Genomic DNA, 20,419 nt, shown 5'->3' on the forward strand with positions numbered 1-20,419 from the left:
TTGTTACCCCGGCGCAGGCCCTGCGTCGGGGAGCTTCACTCCTCTGTTTGATGGACGTTGCCATGTCTGATTTACCGCAAGAAGTTGCTCCTCTGCCTGATGAGGGGATCTACCCCATCCGCGAGGTCTCTCGCCTCACCGGAGTCAATGCCGTCACCCTGCGGGCCTGGCAGCGGCGCTACGGGCTGGTGCAGCCCGCCCGCACCGAGAAGGGCCACCGTCTCTACAGCGAGCAGGATATCCGCCAGATAGGCGAGATCCTGAGCTGGCTGGAGCGGGGGGTGAGCATAGGCCAGGTCAAGGGGCTGCTGAGCGAGCCCCAGTCCCAGCCGGTGAGCGATCACTGGCAGCAGACCTTGGATCGGGTCAGCCAGGCGTTGCTCGCCTTCAACCAGCGCAAGGCGGAGGCCGAGCTTAACGATCTGCTGGCGAGCTACCCCTTCGAGCTGGTGCGCAGCCGGGTGCTGCAACCGCTGGTGGAGCGGCTGCTGGGCCTCTGGCGCGAGCGGCCGGACGGCGAGCTGCTGCAACATGTGTGGCTGGGCTGGCTTCACACCCGCTTCGCCCGCCACCTTATCGAGCAGGAGAAGGGCCTGCCCGTCACCCTGGCGAGCTGGGGTCAGGTCGGCCCTCTCGATCTGGTCTGGGCGGCCTACGAGCTGATAGGTCAAGGCTATGAGGTGCAACTGCTGGGGGCAGTGGAGCCGCGCCACGTCGCTCTGCTGGAGGGGCGGGCGACCACCCCCTGGCGGGTGCTGCTGGGGGCCGGGCTGGGCAAGCCGGCGCTGGCCGCCGACTGGCCCGCCGGTACCCGCCTCTTTGGCGAGCTGGGGCGACTCTATGACGCGGATTGGTTGGCCGCCCACGGCTGGCGGGCGACCCTGGCCGAGGTGATGGCAGACAAGCCTGCCGCGCGCGGCTTGGGCGGGCGCGGGAGCAAGAAATCATGAGACTGGTCTGGTTTCGCAATGACTTGCGTCTGGCCGACAACCCGGCGCTGCGCTCGTGCTGCGGCAATGCCGGCGCCGATGAGGAGCCGGTAGCGGCCCTCTTTGTCATCTCGCCGAGCCAGTGGCGGCAGCACAAGATGGCCCCTATCCGTCAGCGCTTCATTCTGGCTCGGGTCGATGCGCTGGGCCTTGAGCTGGCGGCCCTCGGCATTCCGCTTCATCTACTGCGGGTCGAGACCTTTGCCGAGCTGCCGGCGGCGCTGGCCGAGCTGACCCGCGAGCTTGGCGTCACCCGGCTCTACGCCCATCAGGCCATCGAGCTCGACGAGCAGCGCCGCGACCGCGCCGTCGACACGGCCTTGGCGAAGCAGGGGACGAGTTGCCACTGGCTCAATGGCTGCTGCGTGCTGCCGCCGGGGCGGGTGCTGACCGGCTCGGGGGAGATGTTCAAGGTGTTCACCCCCTTCAGCCGCGCCTGGCTCAAGGCGCTGGACGAGGATGGCTTCGTCATTCACCGGGCCCCGGCGCCGCGGGGCGACGCCCTGCCCTGGCAGCCGCTGGCCGAGAGGGCCTTTGTCGATGAGGCGATCGGGGAGACGACACCGGATCCCCGCTGGCCCGTGGGGGAAGCCGAGGCAAGTCGCCGTCTGAATGATTTTCTGGAGCAGGCGGTGCTGGACTACGGCGAGACTCGGGACTTTCCGGCCCTGGCGGGTACCTCCATCCTCTCTCCCTATCTGGCGGCGGGCATCATAAGCCCGCGCCAGTGCGTGGCGGCCTTGCAGCAGCGGCTCGGCTGCCGGCCCCAGTCCAAGGCGCAGCCCGGTTTCGTCTGGCTCAATGAACTCATCTGGCGCGAGTTCTATCGCCACCTGCTGGTGCTGGTGCCAAGCCTCTCCATGAACCTGCCCTTCAAGCCCGAGACCGGGGCCCTGCCCTGGGGCTGGGACCCGGATGCCTTCGCCGCCTGGTGCGAGGGGCGTACCGGTTACCCCATAGTCGACGCCGCCATGCGCTGCCTCAACGCCACCGGCTGGATGCACAACCGGCTGCGGATGATAGTGGCGAGTTTCCTCACCAAGGATCTGCACATTCACTGGCGGCTCGGGGAGGATTACTTCATGAGCAGGCTGATTGACGGGGATCTGGCGGCCAACAACGGCGGCTGGCAGTGGGCGGCGGGCACAGGCGCCGATGCGGCCCCCTACTTTCGGGTGTTCAACCCGACCACTCAGGGGCAACGATTTGATCCACAAGGGGACTTTATCCGTACCTGGGTATCTGAGCTTGCCGATCTGCCTGCCACCTGTGTGCACCAGCCCCACGACTGGCTGCGGCTCAAGGGGCGGCAGTATTACCCGGCGCCCATGGTGGATCATGCCGTTGCTCGGGTGAGGGCCATCGCGATGTTCCGTGACCTGGAGAAGAAATAACATGAACGACGCGCTGGCCCATTTCATCGTCCTCTATCTGCAACTGGACAAGCATCAGTTGCATCGCCTGCCGGAGATCTATGCCGATCAGGTGGTGTTCATCGATCCGGCCCACCGCATCGAGGGGCTGGCCGCGCTCACCCGCTATTTCTCCTCCCTCTACGGGCGGCTCAAGGAGTGCCGCTTCGAGATCACCAGCCAGCAGCAGCAGGGCAACGAAGCCTGGCTCAGCTGGGTCATGGTCTTCGCCCATCCCAGGATCGCCGGTGGTCGGCCCGTGCGGGTCGAGGGCGCCACCCGGCTGCAGTTCGATGCCTGGGGCAAGGTCTGCCTGCACCGGGACTACTTCGATCTCGGCGCCATGATCTACGAGCAGTTACCACTGCTGGGGCCCGTGGTGCGCGCCATCAAGGGGAGGCTGGGAGCATGAGCGGACGTGTGCTGATCACCGGGGCCACCTCCGGCATAGGCCGCCAGCTGGCACTCGATTATCGGCGCTCTGGTTGGCAGGTGTGGGGCTGTGGCCGCGACGGCGAGCGGTTGCAGGCATTGGCTCATGAGGGGATCACCCCCCTGCAGTTCGATGCACGGGACAGCGCCGCCATGGCAGAGGTTGCCGCCGGCCTGCCCGCACTGGATCTGCTGATCCTCAACGCCGGCAACTGCGAATACATGGACCTGGCCCAGGGATTTGACGGCGCCCTCTTTGCCCGGGTGATCGAGACCAACCTGGTCGCCACCGGCCACGCCCTGGCCGCCTTCCTGCCGCGGCTGGCGGCAGGATCACGGCTCGCCATCGTCGGCTCCTCGGTGAGCTGGCTGCCCCTGCCAAGGGCCGAGGCCTATGGCGCCTCCAAGGCCGCCCTCGACTATCTGGCCGCCACCCTGCGTCTCGATCTCGCGGCCCGGGGCATAGGGGTGACCCTGATCCGCCCGGGCTTCGTGCAGACGCCGCTCACCGCGAAGAATGATTTTCCCATGCCCTGTCTGGTGACGGTGGAGCAGGCTTCCCGCGCCATCCTGAGCGGGCTGGCCGCCGGTCGTCACCAGATCCACTTCCCCCGTCGCTTCATCTGGCTGCTGCGCCTGCTGGGGGCGCTGCCGACAGGGCTCTGGCTGCGCCTCGGTCGCGCCCTCATCTCGAAAGGATCCCCGTCATGAAGAAAAAGATCGCCATCATAGGTTCCGGGATCTCGGGGCTCAGCGCCGGTTATCTGCTCCACAAGCTGCACGACATCACCCTGTTCGAGGCGGCCCCCCTGCTCGGCGGACATACCGCCACAGTAGATGTCAGCCTGGCCGGTCGCAGCTATGCCATCGACACCGGTTTCATCGTCTTCAACGATCGCACCTACCCGAATTTCCTGAAATTGCTGGAGCGGATCGGGGTGGCGCGCCAGCCCACAGAGATGAGCTTCTCGGTCAAGAGCCCAGAGGGGCTGGAGTACAACGGCCACAACCTGGATACCCTGTTTGCCCAGCGCAGCAACCTGCTGAGCCCGCGTTTTTACCGCTTCGTCGCCGAGATACTGCGTTTCAACCGAGAGGCCCGCGCCTGGCTGGCCGACGGCCAACGACATGGCGAGTGTCCCGCGCTGACCCTGGGGGACTTCTTGCAGGTGGGGAACTTTAGCGATTACTTCGCCCGCCACTATATCCTGCCCATGGGGGCGGCCATCTGGTCCTCCACCCTGGCGGACATGCGCGCCTTTCCGCTGGGCTTCTTCCTGCGTTTCTTTGCCAACCACGGGCTGCTCGATGTTGCCAATCGTCCCCAGTGGTACGTGATCCCGGGCGGCTCGCGGGAATACATAGGCCCGCTCACCGCAGGCTGGCTGCCGCGGATCCGGCTGGCCTGCCCGGTGCAGGGGATACGGCGCACGGCCGAGGGGGCGTTGGTCCAGAGCGGCTACGGGGAGGAGCGCTTTGACGAGGTGATCCTCGCCTGTCACAGCGATCAGGCGCTGGCCCTGCTGACGGATGCGAGCGAAGGGGAGCAGGCCATTCTCGGCGCCATGGCCTATCAGGCCAACGACGTCTGGCTGCATACCGATGCCAGCTACCTGCCCAGCCGTCGCAAGGCCTGGGCCAGCTGGAACTATCAGCTCGGGGACGATGACGAGGCGCGGCCGCTGGTGAGCTACAACATGAACATTCTGCAGGGGATAAGCTCGCCGCAGCCCTTCTGCGTCAGCCTCAATCCCAAGGGCCGGGTGGACGAAAGCAAGGTGCTGCGCCGCTTCGTCTATCACCATCCAGTCTTCAATCAGGCCTCCATCGCCGCCCAGCAGCGACGAGCCGAGATCTGCGGCCGGCAGCACACCCATTTCTGCGGCGCCTACTGGTACAACGGCTTTCACGAGGACGGGGTGCGTAGCGCCCTGGACGTGGCCAGTCGCTTCGGAGCCAGCCTATGAAGGCCGCCAGCGATACCATCAGCGCCATCTGGCAGGGCTCGGTGCGCCACCGCCGCTTCGCGCCGAGCCGCCACGCCTTCTCTTACGGCCTCTTCATGCTGGGGCTGGATCTGGACGAGCTGCCGCAACTCGATCAGGGGCGCTGGTTCGCTGTGGAGCGGGCCGGGCTGCTCTCCTTTCGCCGCCGCGACTATCTGAGTGGCAGCGAAGGGCCCCTCAAGCAGGCGGTGTGGGACAAGGTGACCGAGCTTGGCGGCAGTGCCGAGCCGGACGGCCGGGTGCTGCTGCTCGGCAACGTGCGCTGCCTGGGCTTCTACTTCAGCCCGGTCAACTTCTACTTCTGCTACCGGGAGGGGGAGGCGCGCTATCTGCTGGCGGAGGTGTCGAACACCCCCTGGAACGAGCGCCACTACTACCTGCTGGATCTGGCGGCCCTGGCGCCCCACGACAAGGCGTTTCACGTCTCCCCCTTCATGGGACTGGCCATGCGCTACCACTGGCGCATCAGGGCGCCGGCGCAGGAGACGCTGATCCATATCGAGAGTCATCCCAAGTCCGGCGAGGCCAAGCTGTTCGACGCCACCCTGGCGCTGCGCCGCGAGCCGCTGTCGCGTAAGGGGCTGGCGGCCCTGCTGGCCCGCTGGCCCTGGATGACCCTCAAGGTGCTGCTTGGTATCTACTGGCAGGCCCTGCGCCTTTTTATCAAACGCACCCCGATCTTCAGCCACCCGGAGAGCCGCTAATGGAACTTGCTCAATCAACCCTCTCTGCCTCTTTCATCGACAAGGGGGCCAGGCAACTGCTGCTCACGCTGCTGGGACGCCTCGAACAGGGTCAACTGCTGCTGCGGGACGGCAGCGAGCGCCACAGCTTCGGGGTGGCGGGCACCGATCTCCATGCCGAGGTGATAGTGCAGGATCCGGCCTTCTATCGCCGCCTGTTGCTGGGGGGCAGCATAGCCGCCGGTGAAACCTGGGTGGAGGGGCTCTGGACCAGCCCGGATCCGGTGGCCCTGGTGCGGCTGCTGGCCCGCAACCTGACGCTGCTCGACAGCCTGGAGCGGCGGCTCGGCTGGCTCAGCTTCCCCTTCAACAAGGTACGCCACTGGCGGAGCCGCAACACGCTGACCGGCTCGAGATCCAACATCGCCGCTCACTATGATCTCGGCAATACCCTCTATCAGGGCTTCCTCGACAGCCACATGCAGTACTCGAGCGCCCTCTACCCGAGCGCCGAGGCCAGCCTGGAGCAGGGGCAGCAGGCCAAGCTGCGCACCATCTGCGAGCGGCTCGAGCTGGGGCCGGACGATCACCTGCTGGAGATAGGCACCGGCTGGGGCGGCCTGGCGGTCTATGCCGCTCGCCACCATGGCTGCCGGGTGACCACTACGACTATCTCCCAGGCCCAGCATGACTACGCAAAAGAGTGGATTGCGCGGGAGGGGCTGGGTGATCGCATCACCCTGCTGCTGGAGGATTACCGCAAGCTGGAGGGGAGCTTCGACAAGCTGGTCTCCATCGAGATGATAGAGGCGGTGGGGCACGCCTTCCTGCCGGACTACTTCCGCCAGCTGTCGCGCCTGCTCAGGCCCGGCGGCCGCCTGCTCATTCAGGCCATCACCATCGCCGATCAGCGCCACGCCCAGTATCTGCGCGGTGTCGACTTCATCCAGCGCTACATCTTCCCCGGCGGCTGTCTGCCGAGCGTCTCCCAGATGGCGGGGCTGCTCGCCCGGGAGACCGACATGCAGCTGGTGCGACTGCACGATCACGGCCACCACTACGCCCGCACCCTGGCCCACTGGTGTGAACGCTTCCTGGCGTTGGCCCCGGAGTTGCCAAGACTCGGCTACAGCCAGGACTTCATCCGGCTGTGGCACTTCTATTTTGCCTACTGCGAGGGGGGCTTCTGGGAGCGGGCCATCAGCCTGGTGCAGCTGGAGGCGGCCAAGCCGGGCCCGCTCGGCTGGTCCGGTGATCTGCCAGTGAGCGGTCACTGACCATGTGGCAGTGGGCCCAGCTGCTGGGGTTCAACCTCTATTGGCTGCTGGCGGTGAAATGGCAGCAACCAGGCCCGCTGCTGCTGATGCTGTTGCTTCATTTCCTCTTCTCTCCTCGTCGCCGGCAAGACTGGCGGCTCATTCCCGTTGCCCTGGCAGGTTGTCTGCTCGACATCCTGCTCTGGCGGCTCGGTCTGTTCCAGTTTCCGTCCGGCTTCCCCCTCTGGCTGTTGCTGCTCTGGTGCGGTTTTGCCCTGACCCTCTCCCACGGTCTGCGCTGGCTTCGGCCCTTGCCCCGCTGGCAGCAGGCGCTCTTTGGCATGGTGGGGGGCGCGAGCTCCTATGTGGCGGGGGCTGCCATGGGGGCCGTACACTTACCCTGGGGCATCTGGATCAGCACGGCGCTGCTGGCGGTGATCTGGATGTGGTGGTTACCCGTACTGCTGTGGGTAACGGTGACGCTGGAGGGTGAGCCGAGATGAACGCCTTTTCGACCGACGCCTTGTTGTTTTCCAAATGGACCAAGGAGAGCCAGTACGAGCTGGCCGATCGCTTCTACCTGGTGGTGGCCTGCCAGCGGGATGCGCGAGGTCAACTGGCGAGCGTGGTGATGCAGGATATCAATACCCTGCAGGAACAGGAGATGGACTGGCATGAACTGGAAGATCCTGCCCATTGGCACATGGGGTGGAATTAGTGCCTTGCTGGCGGCGCTGACGCTGACGCTACTTGTTGCTACTGCCGTGCAGGCCTCTGCCGTACCCTGGCAACAGCTACGCCCGGTCGGGCAGGGGCAGATGAGCTGGCTCTGGTTCAAGCTCTATGACGCCACCCTCTACAGCGAGAGCGGCCGCTACGAGCCCGGTCGCTATCCGCAGGCGCTCACCCTGACCTATGCCAGAGCCATAGAACGGGAAGATCTGCTGAGCGCCACCGCCGCCGAATGGCAGCGGCTCGGGCTTGGCAGCGAGACGGATCGCGAGCGCTGGCTCGGTCGGCTCGCCGCCCTCTGGCCTGACGTCGGAGCGGGGGACAGACTGACCTTCTATGTGGACAGTGCGGGAGCCGGCCACTTCTGGTGGCAGGACAAGCCCCTGGGTTCCCTCGCCGATCCGCAGTTTTCTGCTGCCTTTCTGGCCATCTGGCTCGCCGACAACAGCCGCGATCCCGCCCTTACCCGCCGCCTGCGCGGCCAACCCTGATGCTGGAGCCCTTCATGCCTCTCTACCGCACATGGCGCATGCTGCTGCTGTGGCCACTTCTGCTGCTGGCAGCTTGTGGTGCCAGCCTCGATGACTATAGAGGGCAGGGTCCGAACTGGGATCTCGCCCGCTTCTTCAACGGCAAGCTGGTGGCTCATGGCCTGGTGACCGACCGCAGCGGCGAAGTGACCAGTCGCTTTCGGGTCGAGATGCAGGGGCGCTGGCGAGAGGGTAAGGGGGAGCTGTTCGAGCAGTTCTATTTCGATGACGGCCGCCGGCAGACCCGCACCTGGTTTTTGAACAAGGGGGCGGATGGGCACTGGCGCGGCACCGCCTCGGACGTGATGGGGGAGGCGGTGGGCAAGACGGCAGGCTTTGCCCTGAACTGGCGCTATCGGCTCGATCTGGCCCTGCCGGACGGGGAGGTGGTGCGGGTGAGCTTCGATGACTGGATGTATCTGCTGGATGAAGATCGCCTGATCAATCGCGCCGAGATCAGCAAGTTCGGCATTCACCTGGGGGAGGTGATCCTCTATATCGAGCGGTTCGGGGGATGAGTCAGGAGCTGGAGCCCGCTGGGCGATAGCCATTCGCTATCAATGGGCAAGGCAGGGACGATTGTCCTTTGAGTCTTCATGGGGATATTCTTGCCCTGTTCCCAATAATGTTTTCCACCTGGAGGTGAATGATGAAGAGCCCCATTGGTCTTGATACCGTTCAATCACAAGCCCTGGCCGCAGAGCTGAACAAGTTGCTGGCCAGCTACCAGATCCTCTACATGAACGTTCGTGGCTTCCACTGGAACATCCGTGGCAACCAGTTCTTCGAGCTGCACCTGAAATTTGAAGAGATCTACAACGATCTGCTGCTCAAGGTCGATGCCCTGGCCGAGCGCATCCTCACCCTGGATGGGGTGCCCATGCACAGCTTCAGCGACTATCTCAAGGTCTCCGCCATCCCCGAGCAGAAGGGACTGCACGACGGCCGTGCCTGTGTCGAGTCGCTGCTGGAGAGCTTCCGCGAGCTGCTGGTGGCCCAGCGCCGCATCCTGGGGCAGGCCGCTGAGGCCGGTGACGAGGGCACGGCGTCCATCCTCTCCGACTATGTGCAGCAGCAGGAAAAACTGGTCTGGATGCTGCGCGCCTATCTGGCCTGATCCTTTGTTGAAGCGAGTTTTGTTGTAAACCTTTGTTGTAAACCTTTGTTGTAAACCTTTGTTGTAAACCCGAGTTGTCTCTCCTTTTATCCACCCGCTTGCCGCCCTGTTTGGGCGGCTTTTTTGTTTTTGATCTGCATCAATGAAAACTTAATTGGCAAATTGAATGCCTATTAAGTTTTTCACGAGGGGCATAGAATCGCCACAAAACAAGTAACTGAAATGTCCAATTAGGAGAGGCATGATGTTTTGTGTGCAATGTGAACAGACAATTCGTACCCCGGCAGGCAATGGCTGTGCTTATGCACAAGGCATGTGCGGCAAGACGGCCGAAACCTCGGATCTGCAGGATGTGCTGATCTATGCGCTGCAGGGCCTCAGTGCCTGGGCGCTGGCCGCTCGCGAGCACGGCGTCATCGACAACGAGATCGATGCCTTCGTGCCCAAGGCCTTCTTCGCCACCCTCACCAACGTCAACTTCGACTCCGCCCGCATCGTCGGCTATGTCAACCAGGCGCTGGCTCATCGTCAGCAACTGGCCGACCGTCTGGCTGCACTGGCGGTGCAAGTCACCGGCTTGCCCGAGGCTGCCGGCTTCGAGCCGGGTGACGAGCTGCTCGCCCAGCTGGCCCATGCGCCGCAAACCGCGGTCAATCGCGGCAAGAGCGAGGTGCACGAAGACATCATGGGGCTGCGTCTGCTCTGCCTCTACGGCCTCAAGGGCGCCGCCGCCTACATGGAGCACGCCCGGGTGCTGGGTCAGCAGGATAGCGCCGTGGCGGCCGAGTTCCATCGCATCATGAGCTGGCTCAGCACGGACCCGAGCGAGCTGGATCCCCTGTTCAAGTGCGCCATGGAGATCGGCCTGCTCAACTTCCGTGTCATGGAGATGCTGGATCTGGGCGAGACCAGCGCCTTCGGTCATCCGGAACCGACTCAAGCAAGGGTCACCCCGATCCCGGGCAAGTGCATCCTGGTCTCCGGCCACGACATGGTGGATCTCAAGCTGATCCTGGAGCAGACCATGGGCACTGGCATCAATGTCTACACCCACGGCGAGATGTTGCCGGCGCTGGCCTACCCCTTCTTCAAGCAGTACCCCCATCTGGTGGGCAACTACGGCTCCGCCTGGCAGAACCAGCAGAAGGAGTTCGCGAACTTCCCCGGCGCCGTGGTGATGACCTCCAACTGCATCATCGACCCCAACGTGGGCGACTACAGCGATCGCATCTTCACCCGCTCCATCGTCGGCTGGCCGGGCGTGACCCATCTGGAGGGGGAAGATTTCTTCGCCGTGGTGGCGAAGGCACTGGCGCTGGAAGGTTTCAAGCACACCGAGCTCGAGCACTTCATCACCATCGGCTTCGCCCGCAACGCCCTGATGCAGGCCGCCCCCGCGGTGATCGACAAGGTCAAGGCCGGCGAGATCAGCCACTTCTTCCTGGTGGGCGGTTGTGACGGCGACAAGGCCGAGCGCGCTTACTTCACCGAATTTGCCAAGGCCGCCCCCCAAGACAGCCTGCTGCTCACCCTGGGCTGCGGCAAGTACAAGTTCAACAAACTCGACTTCGGCAACATTGGCGGCATTCCCCGTCTGCTGGACGTGGGCCAGTGCAACGATGCCTACTCCGCCATCCAGCTGGCACTGGCGCTGTCCGAGGCGTTCGAGTGCGGCGTCAACGATCTGCCGCTGACCCTGGTGCTCTCCTGGTTCGAGCAGAAGGCCATCGTCATTTTGCTCACCCTGCTGGCGCTCGGGGTGAAGGACATCCGCACCGGCCCGACCGCCCCGGCCTTCCTCACCCCGGCCCTGCTCAAGGTGCTGGAGGAGCAGTTCGGCCTGAAAGGCACCACCACGGCCGAAGCGGATCTGGCCGAGATCCTGGCGGCCTGACGCCGCAGGCTGTGCCAGCCTGATCATCTCAGCGTGTTGTAAGCCTTTGGCGAGCCCCCCGGCTCGCCTTTTTTCGAATCAGACCTTTTCATCAGACCGAGGAGCCTTGTGATGACCTCTCTCACCCTGCGCTGCATTGGCCGCCGTGCCGACACCCATGATGTGGTGAGCTGGCAGTTCGCCGTCGTCGATGGCGCCTTGCCCCCGGTGCTGGCCGGCCAGTGCCTGACCCTGCACACCGAGGTAGGCGGCGAGCCCAAGTGCCGCGCCTACACCCTCTCCTCCAGCCCGCAAGATCCTTTCTGGCAGGTCACCATCAAGGATGTGGGGCTGGTGTCCCATCATCTGCACCAGAGCCTGCAGCCGGGGGATGAGATCCGGGCCGACGGCCCCTTCGGCGACTTCAACCTGAGCGCCTTGCCCTGCGAGCGACCGCTGCTGCTGAGCGCGGGCTCCGGCATCACCCCCATGTGGGCCATGCTGCGCGACGAGCTGGCCAAACGCCCTGAGGCGGACATTCGTTTCATCCACAGCGCCCGCTCCCCCGAGGACGTGATCTTCGCCAGCGAACTGGCGGCCCTGGCCGAGGCTCATAGCGGGCTGCGCCATGCTTTAGTGCTGGAGAAAGTGCTGGAGCAGGACCAGACCACTCACCCCTGGCTCGGCCGGCTCGACCCCGCCATGCTGAGGGAACTGGCGCCTGACCTGCTCAGCCGTCACGTCTACCTGTGTGGGCCCGCGCCCTACATGGCCGCGGTGAGCACCATGCTGGCGGAGCTGGGCCTGCCGGTCGATCAACTGCATCAGGAGTCATTCGGCCTGCCCGAGGCGGCGCCGGTGGCCACCGATGGCGACCATTTCTGGCTGACCCTGAAAAAAAGCGGCAAGAAGGTGAAGATACTGCCGGGCCAGACCCTGCTGGCCGCCCTCGAGGGTGCCGGCGAGACCATGGCGGCCGCCTGCCGCGCCGGGGTCTGTGGCGCCTGCCGCTGCACCACGACCGGCGAGATCGAGCGCCAGAGCGTGGTGACGCTGAGCGCGCAGGATCTCGAGAGCGGGGTGGCGCTGGCCTGCTCCTGCACCGCCAAAGGGGACATCAGTCTGGCGTATTGAGGGCGTCATTGATCTCTTCGTCTTTTCCCTGTGGGGGCGGACGGGTAGACTCTGTCCCAGTTTCAGCAGAACACGGGATGATAAAATGACAATACTGGTCACGGGCGGCGCCGGCTATATCGGCTCCCATACTCTGGTCGAGTTGCTCAATGCGGGGCAGCGGGTGGTGGTGCTGGATAACTTGTCCAACGCATCGCCCGAGTCGCTCAAGCGGGTCGAGCGGATCACCGGCCAGGCGGTCACCTTCGTCGAGGGCGATATTCTCGACCGGGCCTGCCTGCAGCGGCTGTTCGCCGCCCACAAGATTGAATCTGTGATCCACTTCGCCGGCCTCAAGGCGGTGGGGGAGTCGAGCCAGATCCCGCTCACCTATTACCAGAACAACGTGACCGGCACCCTGGTGCTGTGCGAGGAGATGGCCAAAGCCGGCGTGTTCCGGCTGGTGTTCAGCTCATCGGCTACCGTCTATGGCGATCCCGCCTCTGTGCCCCTGCGGGAAGATTTTCCCACCAGCGCGACCAACCCCTATGGCCGCTCCAAGCTGATGGTGGAAGAGATACTGCGGGATCTCGCCAAGTCCGATCCGCGCTGGGCCATAGTGCTGCTGCGCTACTTCAACCCGGTCGGCGCCCACGAGAGCGGCCTCATCGGCGAAGATCCCAACGGCATTCCCAACAACCTGCTGCCCTACATCAGCCAGGTCGGGGTGGGCAAGCTCAAGGAGCTGGGGGTGTTTGGCAACGACTACCCGACGCCGGACGGCACCGGGGTGCGCGACTACATCCACGTGGTGGATCTCGCCATCGGTCACCTCAAGGCGCTGGCCCGCATCGCGAGCGACACCGGGGTCTTCACCTACAACCTGGGTACCGGCCAGGGTTACTCTGTGCTGGAGATGATAGCCGCGTTCGAGACGGCCAGCGGTCGCCCCATTCCCTACCAGGTCAAGCCCCGCCGCCCCGGCGACATCGCCGAGTGCTGGGCCGAGCCGCACAAGGCCAGCACCGAGCTGGGCTGGCGCGCGGAGCGCGGGCTCGAGCAGATGATGGTGGACACCTGGCGCTGGCAAAGCCAGAACCCGAACGGCTATCAGGCCTGAGGGGCTGAAGCCCGAATAGCAAAACGCCCCGGCATGGCCGGGGCGTTTTTTTATCAGCGCGTGGCGAGCTTACTGGATGCTCTTGCCTGCGCGCACGTCCTTGACGATGGCCTGCAGGCTCGCCAGATCCCGCGGTGCACCGCGCAGGATCTGGTCACCGATGATGAAGGCCGGGGTGCCCGAGATGCTCATGGCTTCGGCCAGGGCACGGTTGGTGCCGAGGTTCTGATCGATGCTGCCGTCCTTGAACTTGGCCTCGACCTTGCTCCAGTCCACCCCGGCGGCCGTGGCGATCGCTTTCACCTGGGCTTCGTCGGCCAGCGGACCCTGATGGGCATACAGCTTGTCGTGGAAGGTCTGGTACTTGTCAGGCTGACCCAGCTGCACCGCCAGGGCGGCGCGGGCGGCATAGTAGGAGGTCTCGCTCAGGATGGGGAACTGCTTGTAGATGTAGCGGATCTCCTTGTCTTCACCCAGCAGCTGCTTGACGAGCGGGTGAGCGCGCTTGCAGTAGCCGCAGTTGTAGTCGAAGAACTCGACCACGGTCAGGCTGCCCTTGGGGTTGCCGCTCTCGGGATCCTGGTTGGAATAGAGCTGTTTGGCATGCGCCTCGATCAGGGATTTGTCGCTGGCGGCCTGCTGGCTCTCCTGCTTGGCGCGCAGGGCATTAGACATCTCGACCAGTATTTCAGGATTCTTGACCAGGTAGTCGCGCACGATCTGCTCGACATCCGTTTTGGTCAGCTCGCTCGCCTGCACCGGCGCCGCAAGCAGGGTCGCGCCAGTCAAGGCTGCGATCAGGGCATGTTTGATTCTCATAAGTCCATCTTGCTGGAATATCGTGGTGGCCACTATAGTGGGTGAGTCTGTTTTCAAGTCAAGTTATCCGGTCTAAAAAGCGCGGCTCATGCCCTGTTTGTGGGCTTTTTGCGTAGTTTAGCCCAATAAATCGGCAAACGAACGGGGCGGGGATTTACAAGCCGGATCGGCATGGGTAATATTCGGCGCACTGCTGCGGAGGGGTGGCAGAGCGGCTGAATGCACCGGTCTTGAAAACCGGCGATGGGCGACCATCCGTGGGTTCAAATCCCACCTCCTCCGCCATTCATTCAGAGCCCAAGCGATTCAATCGCTTGGGCTTTATCATATCCGCGCGCCACTGAGTACGCTCATAAATGTGGGCGTCCAGGCTAGCCGAGGGAACTTCTCTGGCCCTCGATGGCTTGGCTGTTCAGGGCACAGCCATTTCCTATTTTGCCTTCGCCTTGCCTGAGGAGTTGCTTTGGTGAAAAGCCAAACAGCTTGCGAAACGCCGTAATGAAGTTCGAGACATGGCTGTAGCCAGCGTGCTCCGCGGCTTCCTGCAGGGACATGCTTCGCGCTTCTAGCTTCACCTTCGCCTCCTGCAACTTTCGCTCGCGCAGATAACGCTGCAGGCTCATGCCCAGCTCTTTCTTTGCCGCTCGTTGCAAGGTAGACACACTCATTCCCAACCTATCGGCAATGTCGGCAAGTGCCATCTCGTCCACCCTTTCATCCATCAGCAACATTTTCAGACGGGTCGGTTGTTCGTTGTGGCGCTGGCCACAGACAAAGGCGATCTGCTGGATGTTGGTCATCAGGCTCTCCCATACGGTGAGGGCGAATGCCTCTCTCATCAGCATCTCGGGGGCATTCTGACTGCTGGTGAGGTTCAAGGCTTCCGCTATCTGGCCAAGGTGCGGCGGCAGCGACCAGTCGAAGCGACTCAAGTGATGGTTGAATATGCGTTCGAACAGCGCGCGGTGTTTGCCGATCAGGTGGCGCTCAAGCCAAGGCAGGCTGAGCGACAAGACGATGCTGCGGCTGCGCACATGGGCCTTGGCGGCGCCTTGCACCATGTCAGGTTCGGCATAGAAGATGGCGGTGGCCACAATGGGATCGGACTTGTGAAAGCGGCAACCTCTGAGCCTGTGGGTGGCGCCATAGGTCATCAGCGCCCTGCTCTCGAGCGGGATGGCGATGATCAGCTGTGGCGGCAGCTCTCGCTGGGTGGCGAAATCGGCCTTGTGAACGATGTCCTTGTTGTGGAAGAGGATGCTGTCCTGAATCATCAGGTTCTCGACTCTTCCGGTAAACAGGCCGCGTTTACGAACGCTGGTATCTCTTGCCACTGTGTCAGTCATGCTCACTTTGACCATTTCGAAATATTAAATGACCGAACCGCAAAACTACTGCGGATTCTTGGATGCTATATTAGCCCCCACAAAATCAAATGAAAATGATTATCATCTCTGTTTGGGGTCACTCTTTCTATGGTTGTCTTTAAGGATAAAGCGCTCAGCCCGCTTGCTCTGGCCGTTTCTGCCGCCCTGGCTGTCACTGTTGCTTCCCCGGCTCTGGCGGAAGAGCAGAACGTCGTCCCGGATGAAACCCTCGTTGTCTACGGCAACCCGCTTTACGGGATGGCGCCGTCGGAGGAGACCGGGGGTTACAGCGTCGACTCGGCCACCGTGGGTACCAAGACCCCGGCAGCCCTGAAAGACATTCCCCAGTCGATCACGGTGTTGACCAATGACTACATCAAAGAGCGCAACTTCGTGGCGGTGGACGATCTGGCCAAATACACGCCGGGCCTGCGCACCATGGTCAACGACAGCGGCCGCTCCTCCATCTTCTCGCGCGGTTACGAATACGATGAGGTGAGCCTGAACGGCTTGCCATCGCCCATGCAGAGCAAATTCGGCACCCTGCCGTCGCTGGCCGCCGTCGACCGCGTGGAGATCATGCGCGGCCCCTCCGGCTTGTTTAACAGCACCAGCGAACTGGGGGGCGTGATCAACATGGTGCTGAAGCGCCCGACCGACGAATTCAAGGGCTCGGTCACGGCGCGCTATGGCAGCTGGGATCGGCACTATCTGGAAGCGGACATGGGGGGGGCGCTCAACGAGGAGGGCTCGGTGCTCGGCCGCTTCGTGGTGAGCAACGCCGACATCAAGAACCAGGTTGACTACAACAACAACGATAACGGGACCTACTACGGCACCCTGGAGTTCGAGCTGTCGGATCGCACCCTGCTGTCGGTCTATGCCCTGCATCAAACCAAGGACATACTGCCCACCAATGGCCTGCCGGCGTACAGCGATGGCAGCATGCTAGACATCAGTCGCAGTACCTACCTCGGTTCTGACGAAGACTTCTTCGACGCGAACACCACCGATGTGGGCGCTTCCCTCCAGCATGCCTTTGCCAACGGTGGCGTCGGCCAGGTCTCGGCCCGTTACATGGATCACGACATGCGCCTGGAGCAGACCTATACCAACGGCCCGGTGGATGCCGCGGGGAACACCGGGCTGATGTTCAATGCCCAGGCGAACCAGCAGCAGAACGTCGCGCTGGATGCCAACTACAGCCAGATGTTTGGCCTGCTTGGGCACAAGAGCGAGTTCGTGCTGGGGTCTGACTACAAGCACTATGCATCCGATATTCAGACCTACACCAACCGCAATATCGGCAAGATCAATGTGTTCAATTTCGATCCGACCACGGTCGCCAAGCCAAACTACCAGTACACCAAGAACGACCATGAAGAGAAGTCAGAACTGGGTCTGTATGGCAAGGTGACCTGGCGCTTGATGGAGCCGCTGGCCGTGATCACCGGGGCCCGTGTCTCCTGGTATGACACCGAGGTCGTCAGCACGCCCCTCAGTTCGGGGGCGCAGAACAGCCAGTCGGGTGATTTCAATGGGAAATTCACTCCCTATGCGGGGGCCGTCTATGACCTGACCGATGAACACACCCTGTATGCCAGCTATTCAAAGGTGTTCAAGCCGCAGACCAGTCAGGATGAAAATGGTGACATGTTGGCGCCTCGTGAGGGCAGCCAGTGGGAAACCGGCATCAAGTCATCCCTGCTGGATGGCCAGCTCAACACCCGAGCGACCGCCTTCCTGATGAAGGACAATAACATCGCGGCCCAGGCCTATGACGAGCAGGGGATCGCCATTTCCAATACCTACTGGGCGACCGGCAAGGTCGACACCCAAGGGGTGGAGCTGGAGGCGACCGGCTATCTGAGCCAGAACTGGATGGTCATGACGGGTTATACCTTTACCGATATCGAGGAGAAATCCGGCGATCACAACCCGAAATTCGATGCGATCCCGCGCCACTCCCTGTCCCTCTGGACCGACTACCATCTGGCGGACTGGGTGCCGGGCCTGCACTTGGGTGGCGGGATGACGGCGGTCAGCGACTACTCCTTCAACCAGAATGGAGTCACTACCCATCAGGGGGGCTATGCCCTGTTTGATGCGGCCGTGCGCTACGACATCACGGACAAGATGCAGGCGACCCTGAATGTCTACAACATCTTCGATCGCGAATATTTCTATCGCGTCGGCTCGACGACCACCTTCAACATGTACGGCGAACCGGCCAATTTGATGGCAGGTTTCACCTACAAGCTGTAACGGCAATCGGCAACAGGGCCTGATGGCGCTGTTGCCGATTATCTGTGCCGCCCGGCGAACCCTGCGCCAGATGCCGCGCCAGAGGCTTATCCATGACGCTCAACTCTGGTATGACTCAATGAAACCACTCATCACCCTGCTACTCACTATGCTCAGTCTCTCTTCTGCCCAGGCAGACATGCTCCACTATGCCCAGCGCTTTACTCATCACTCGACCCTGCTCAATGAGGCGCGGCAATACAGCGTCTATCTGCCAGAGGACTATGAACGGCAGCCGCAGCAGCGCTTTCCCGTGCTCTATCTGCTCGATGGAGAGAAATTTCTGTTGCAGGTCGCGGGCATCACCCAGGCGCTGCGTGCCGGACTGAATCCGGCGATCCCGTCTCTCATCATAGTGGCCGTTCACAACACGGACAGGATGCGGGATTACACGCCGAGCCATACCATGGTGCTGCCCAATGGCGAGCCAGCGGGGGCCGGTTATGCCAAGACGGGTGGCGGCCCGGCGTTTATGCAATACCTGACTCGGGAGCTGCGTCCTGTCATCGAGCGCCAATATCGTACCCGCTCGCCGGCCCTGCTGGTGGGCCACTCCCTTGGCGGCTTGCTGGCCCTGGATACGGTGGCAAACGACAGCGGCCTGTTTCAGGGATACATCGCCCTGGATGCCAGCCTGTGGTTCGACTATCCGCACAATTACCAGCGCATCGAGCGGGCCCTGACCCATCCGCTCAAGCACGCTTCATCGCTGTTTATCGCGGTGGCCAACAACCCGTTCACGCCGGGATTCGGTCGCTCCGAGTTTCACCGGGACCACCTGCGGCAGTTTGCCCGGCGCGTGGCGGCGCAGCCCGCCGAAAACCTGAACGTCACCAGCCGATACTACGAGGAGGAAGATCATCATTCGGTTTATCACCTGGCGGTCTATCAGGGGCTGCAGTGGTTGTTTCGAGGCTACCGGTTGGATCTGACGCCGGGTGCCTTCAGCCGGCAGGCGGTCATAGCCCGTTACGAGGCCCTGAACCGGCAGCTCGGCAGCCAGCTTCGCCCTGAGCAGGAGAACTTGTTGGATATCAGGGACAAGGCCACCCGCTGGCCCCAGATGCAGATCTCCCCGGCGGAGGCCAGCGCCCTGCTTGACCACTACTACGGGCAATGATGAAGATGAGGGGCCTGCCCTGACAGGCGCCGCCATTTGCCAACCTCGGACTGTCGGGGTGGCCAGTCCCCGCTCCATGCTTCGGATGAACTGCGCCTGATACCGGCTGGTTAGGGGGATAATGCCTATTTATCCGCCTTGCCGGCGGCATCGGCCAGGCTGGCCAGCCGCTTGTCGAGCCAGCGCACTGCCCGTCCCTCATCTTCCGCCCGCTCCTTGCGCCGGATGGCGTTGCGCACCAGCATGGCCCCCAGCCAGCGGATGGGTTCCGGCGGGAAGTAGCCGCGCGGGCCGCCGACCAGGGCGCAGTGGCGCCAGGGGGCATCCTCTTCCCGTTTATCTTCCCTGACCAGGGCCGCCAGGATGCGGCCGCCGATCCAGCTCTGGGCCACGCCGTTGCCCGAATAACCGAGGCCGTAGACGATGTTGGCGGAGTGGCGCCAGTGGCCGAAGAAGGGCAGCCCATCCACCGAGCGATCCGAGGCGCCGCACCAGCTGGCGGCGATGGGCACCTGTGCCAGCGCGGGGAAGAAGCGGTGCAGCGCCAGGGTCAGCGGGGCCAGATAGCGGCTCGGCCGATCGAAGTCGGCCAGGTAGCGGTTGGCGAAGGCGAAGCGGTTGCCCCCCTTGCCGAGCATGAGGCGGCCATCCGGGGTCGAGCGATGGTAATAGACGAAGGTGCGCCCATCCACCACGCTGCGACCGTGATCCATCCCTTGGCGGGTAAGCTGCTCCGGCGCCGGCTCCGTGATCACCATGTCCGAGGAGACCAGCACTATACTGCGGCGAAACTCGGCGAAGTGATCCACCATGGCGCCGTTGAGGGCCAGCACCACCCGCCCGGCCTGTACTTTCCCCTGCGGGGTCAGGATGCGGGCCGGCTGCCCCGCCTCCAGGCGCAGCATGGGGCTATTTTCATACACCTCCACCCCCAGTTTCCGGGCGACCCGCAGCAGCCCCCGCACCAGCAGGGCGGGCTGCACCGAGCCCCCGTGGGGGCTGAACACTCCCTCCAGGTGAGCCGATGAGCCGCATTGCCCGGCCAGATCCTGCTCCGCTATCGGCCGCCACTGGTTCAGCCCGGCCTGCTCCAGCTGGCTCATGATGGGCGTCATACCGCCGCGCTGGGCCTCGCTGGTGGCGGTGTAGCAGCTACCCTCCACCCGCAACTGGGCCTCGATACCGTGCGCCGCGCAGAAATGGGCTATCTCGTGCACCGCCTGTTCCGAGGTACGCACCAGCCAGGCGGCCTGCTGCTCGCCAAAACGCTGGCGCAGGCTGGGGTACTTGGCCGACCAGGTGAGCAGGCAGCCGCCGTTGCGACCGGAGGCGCCGCTGCCGCACAGCCCCTTCTCCAGCACCAGGATGCGCAGACCGGGCTCCGCCTGTTTGAGGTGGATGGCGCACCAGAGCCCGGTGAAGCCGCCGCCGACGATGCAGACGTCGGCCTGCAACTGGCCCCGCAGCGGGGTGGGCTCGGGAGGGGCTTCGGCGGCGAGGGCCTCGGCCAGCCAGAAGGGGTGGGGTTGGCTCATGGATTCTCCTT

The 20,419-nt window shown here is 63.5% G+C and carries 20 protein-coding genes and 1 tRNA gene; 18 read left to right on the plus strand and 3 right to left on the minus strand.

Annotation, left to right across the window (positions count from 1 at the left end; genetic code table 11):
* The first annotated feature begins 62 nt into the window (after positions 1–62).
* The 15 genes from KW821_RS13700 to galE all read left to right on the plus strand — a co-directional run bounded on the left by KW821_RS13700 (position 63) and on the right by galE (position 13,263).
* Entirely contained in the window at positions 63–950 is an 888-nt protein-coding gene (locus KW821_RS13700; RefSeq protein WP_218291831.1) for a MerR family transcriptional regulator, read from the plus strand.
* Entirely contained in the window at positions 947–2,383 is a 1,437-nt protein-coding gene (gene phrB / locus KW821_RS13705; protein WP_218291832.1) for a deoxyribodipyrimidine photo-lyase, read from the plus strand. Before KW821_RS13700 ends, phrB begins: the two co-directional genes overlap by 4 nt.
* A 1-nt stretch (position 2,384) precedes the next feature.
* Positions 2,385–2,813 (plus strand): nuclear transport factor 2 family protein, encoded by a 429-nt coding sequence (locus KW821_RS13710; RefSeq protein WP_042654136.1) that lies wholly within the window; start codon positions 2,385–2,387, stop codon positions 2,811–2,813.
* Positions 2,810–3,544 carry an SDR family NAD(P)-dependent oxidoreductase gene (locus tag KW821_RS13715; protein ID WP_218291833.1) on the plus strand — a complete coding sequence of 245 codons (735 nt, stop codon included), beginning with the start codon at positions 2,810–2,812 and terminating at the stop codon, positions 3,542–3,544. Before KW821_RS13710 ends, KW821_RS13715 begins: the two co-directional genes overlap by 4 nt.
* Positions 3,541–4,800, plus strand: coding sequence for an NAD(P)/FAD-dependent oxidoreductase (locus KW821_RS13720; RefSeq protein WP_218291834.1), 1,260 nt, complete (start codon positions 3,541–3,543; stop codon positions 4,798–4,800). The genes KW821_RS13715 and KW821_RS13720 overlap by 4 nt, the downstream gene beginning before the upstream one ends.
* Complete coding sequence (locus KW821_RS13725; RefSeq protein ID WP_218291835.1) at positions 4,797–5,543, plus strand: DUF1365 domain-containing protein; 747 nt, start codon at positions 4,797–4,799, stop codon at positions 5,541–5,543. Before KW821_RS13720 ends, KW821_RS13725 begins: the two co-directional genes overlap by 4 nt.
* Positions 5,543–6,799, plus strand: a complete 1,257-nt coding sequence (locus KW821_RS13730) for a cyclopropane-fatty-acyl-phospholipid synthase family protein (protein WP_218291836.1) — start codon at positions 5,543–5,545, stop codon at positions 6,797–6,799. The genes KW821_RS13725 and KW821_RS13730 overlap by 1 nt, the downstream gene beginning before the upstream one ends.
* Before the next feature lie 2 nt (positions 6,800–6,801).
* Positions 6,802–7,281 (plus strand): DUF2878 domain-containing protein, encoded by a 480-nt coding sequence (locus tag KW821_RS13735; protein WP_218291837.1) that lies wholly within the window; start codon positions 6,802–6,804, stop codon positions 7,279–7,281.
* The gene (locus tag KW821_RS13740; protein WP_042654130.1) at positions 7,278–7,496 is read left to right on the plus strand and encodes a TIGR02450 family Trp-rich protein; all 219 of its coding nucleotides are present in this window, start codon (positions 7,278–7,280) and stop codon (positions 7,494–7,496) included. The genes KW821_RS13735 and KW821_RS13740 overlap by 4 nt, the downstream gene beginning before the upstream one ends.
* Entirely contained in the window at positions 7,453–8,001 is a 549-nt protein-coding gene (locus tag KW821_RS13745; protein WP_218291838.1) for a chalcone isomerase family protein, read from the plus strand. The genes KW821_RS13740 and KW821_RS13745 overlap by 44 nt, the downstream gene beginning before the upstream one ends.
* Positions 8,002–8,015: 14 nt before the next feature.
* Positions 8,016–8,558: a DUF3833 domain-containing protein gene (locus KW821_RS13750; protein WP_218291839.1), complete on the plus strand. Its 543-nt coding sequence runs from the start codon at positions 8,016–8,018 to the stop codon at positions 8,556–8,558.
* Between the two features lie 131 nt (positions 8,559–8,689).
* Positions 8,690–9,157 carry a Dps family protein gene (locus KW821_RS13755; protein ID WP_021140949.1) on the plus strand — a complete coding sequence of 156 codons (468 nt, stop codon included), beginning with the start codon at positions 8,690–8,692 and terminating at the stop codon, positions 9,155–9,157.
* Between the two features lie 244 nt (positions 9,158–9,401).
* The gene (gene hcp / locus KW821_RS13760; RefSeq protein WP_218291840.1) at positions 9,402–11,051 is read left to right on the plus strand and encodes a hydroxylamine reductase; all 1,650 of its coding nucleotides are present in this window, start codon (positions 9,402–9,404) and stop codon (positions 11,049–11,051) included.
* 111 nt (positions 11,052–11,162) lie between these two features.
* Entirely contained in the window at positions 11,163–12,164 is a 1,002-nt protein-coding gene (locus KW821_RS13765) for a hybrid-cluster NAD(P)-dependent oxidoreductase (RefSeq protein WP_218291841.1), read from the plus strand.
* An 85-nt stretch (positions 12,165–12,249) separates the two neighbouring features.
* Complete coding sequence (gene galE / locus KW821_RS13770) at positions 12,250–13,263, plus strand: UDP-glucose 4-epimerase GalE (RefSeq protein WP_218291842.1); 1,014 nt, start codon at positions 12,250–12,252, stop codon at positions 13,261–13,263.
* Between the two features lie 69 nt (positions 13,264–13,332).
* On the opposite strand, the gene KW821_RS13775 is transcribed toward galE, so the two are convergent.
* The gene (locus tag KW821_RS13775) at positions 13,333–14,082 is read right to left on the minus strand and encodes a DsbA family protein (RefSeq protein ID WP_042654124.1); all 750 of its coding nucleotides are present in this window, start codon (positions 14,080–14,082) and stop codon (positions 13,333–13,335) included.
* Between the two features lie 197 nt (positions 14,083–14,279).
* Between KW821_RS13775 and KW821_RS13780 the strand changes: the two genes are divergently transcribed.
* Positions 14,280–14,367: transfer RNA gene (locus KW821_RS13780), tRNA-Ser, on the plus strand.
* Positions 14,368–14,453: 86 nt separating this feature from the next.
* On the opposite strand, the gene KW821_RS13785 is transcribed toward KW821_RS13780, so the two are convergent.
* Positions 14,454–15,428 (minus strand): AraC family transcriptional regulator, encoded by a 975-nt coding sequence (locus tag KW821_RS13785; RefSeq protein WP_256353477.1) that lies wholly within the window; start codon positions 15,426–15,428, stop codon positions 14,454–14,456.
* Positions 15,429–15,557: 129 nt separating this feature from the next.
* Here KW821_RS13785 and KW821_RS13790 point away from each other — a divergent pair, with 129 nt between their 5' ends.
* Positions 15,558–17,714, plus strand: coding sequence for a TonB-dependent siderophore receptor (locus KW821_RS13790; protein WP_218291843.1), 2,157 nt, complete (start codon positions 15,558–15,560; stop codon positions 17,712–17,714).
* 118 nt (positions 17,715–17,832) lie between these two features.
* On the plus strand, positions 17,833–18,873 hold the full coding sequence (locus tag KW821_RS13795; RefSeq protein WP_218291844.1) for an alpha/beta hydrolase: 1,041 nt from the start codon (positions 17,833–17,835) through the stop codon (positions 18,871–18,873).
* 125 nt (positions 18,874–18,998) lie between these two features.
* Here KW821_RS13795 and KW821_RS13800 read toward each other — a convergent pair whose 3' ends face one another.
* The gene (locus KW821_RS13800; RefSeq protein WP_218291845.1) at positions 18,999–20,408 is read right to left on the minus strand and encodes an FAD-dependent oxidoreductase; all 1,410 of its coding nucleotides are present in this window, start codon (positions 20,406–20,408) and stop codon (positions 18,999–19,001) included.
* Positions 20,409–20,419: the final 11 nt, after the last annotated feature.

The sequence above is a fragment of the Aeromonas sp. sif2416 genome, assembly GCF_019218665.1.
Classification (GTDB): Bacteria; Pseudomonadota; Gammaproteobacteria; order Enterobacterales; family Aeromonadaceae; genus Aeromonas; species Aeromonas encheleia.

Excerpts from the sequence above, each read along its gene's own strand:
- KW821_RS13795 (WP_218291844.1), top strand. The coding sequence starts at position 17,833 with ATGAAACCACTCATCACCCTGCTACTCACTATGCTCAGTCTCTCTTCT.
- galE (WP_218291842.1), top strand. The coding sequence starts at position 12,250 with ATGACAATACTGGTCACGGGCGGCGCCGGCTATATCGGCTCCCATACT.
- KW821_RS13750 (WP_218291839.1), top strand. The coding sequence starts at position 8,016 with ATGCCTCTCTACCGCACATGGCGCATGCTGCTGCTGTGGCCACTTCTG.
- KW821_RS13745 (WP_218291838.1), top strand. The coding sequence starts at position 7,453 with ATGAACTGGAAGATCCTGCCCATTGGCACATGGGGTGGAATTAGTGCC.
- KW821_RS13710 (WP_042654136.1), top strand. The coding sequence starts at position 2,385 with ATGAACGACGCGCTGGCCCATTTCATCGTCCTCTATCTGCAACTGGAC.
- phrB (WP_218291832.1), top strand. The coding sequence starts at position 947 with ATGAGACTGGTCTGGTTTCGCAATGACTTGCGTCTGGCCGACAACCCG.
- KW821_RS13765 (WP_218291841.1), top strand. The coding sequence starts at position 11,163 with ATGACCTCTCTCACCCTGCGCTGCATTGGCCGCCGTGCCGACACCCAT.
- KW821_RS13720 (WP_218291834.1), top strand. The coding sequence starts at position 3,541 with ATGAAGAAAAAGATCGCCATCATAGGTTCCGGGATCTCGGGGCTCAGC.
- KW821_RS13735 (WP_218291837.1), top strand. The coding sequence starts at position 6,802 with ATGTGGCAGTGGGCCCAGCTGCTGGGGTTCAACCTCTATTGGCTGCTG.
- KW821_RS13755 (WP_021140949.1), top strand. The coding sequence starts at position 8,690 with ATGAAGAGCCCCATTGGTCTTGATACCGTTCAATCACAAGCCCTGGCC.
- KW821_RS13740 (WP_042654130.1), top strand. The coding sequence starts at position 7,278 with ATGAACGCCTTTTCGACCGACGCCTTGTTGTTTTCCAAATGGACCAAG.
- KW821_RS13785 (WP_256353477.1), bottom strand. The coding sequence starts at position 15,428 with ATGACTGACACAGTGGCAAGAGATACCAGCGTTCGTAAACGCGGCCTG.
- hcp (WP_218291840.1), top strand. The coding sequence starts at position 9,402 with ATGTTTTGTGTGCAATGTGAACAGACAATTCGTACCCCGGCAGGCAAT.
- KW821_RS13790 (WP_218291843.1), top strand. The coding sequence starts at position 15,558 with ATGGTTGTCTTTAAGGATAAAGCGCTCAGCCCGCTTGCTCTGGCCGTT.
- KW821_RS13725 (WP_218291835.1), top strand. The coding sequence starts at position 4,797 with ATGAAGGCCGCCAGCGATACCATCAGCGCCATCTGGCAGGGCTCGGTG.
- KW821_RS13700 (WP_218291831.1), top strand. The coding sequence starts at position 63 with ATGTCTGATTTACCGCAAGAAGTTGCTCCTCTGCCTGATGAGGGGATC.
- KW821_RS13715 (WP_218291833.1), top strand. The coding sequence starts at position 2,810 with ATGAGCGGACGTGTGCTGATCACCGGGGCCACCTCCGGCATAGGCCGC.
- KW821_RS13730 (WP_218291836.1), top strand. The coding sequence starts at position 5,543 with ATGGAACTTGCTCAATCAACCCTCTCTGCCTCTTTCATCGACAAGGGG.
- KW821_RS13800 (WP_218291845.1), bottom strand. The coding sequence starts at position 20,408 with ATGAGCCAACCCCACCCCTTCTGGCTGGCCGAGGCCCTCGCCGCCGAA.
- KW821_RS13775 (WP_042654124.1), bottom strand. The coding sequence starts at position 14,082 with ATGAGAATCAAACATGCCCTGATCGCAGCCTTGACTGGCGCGACCCTG.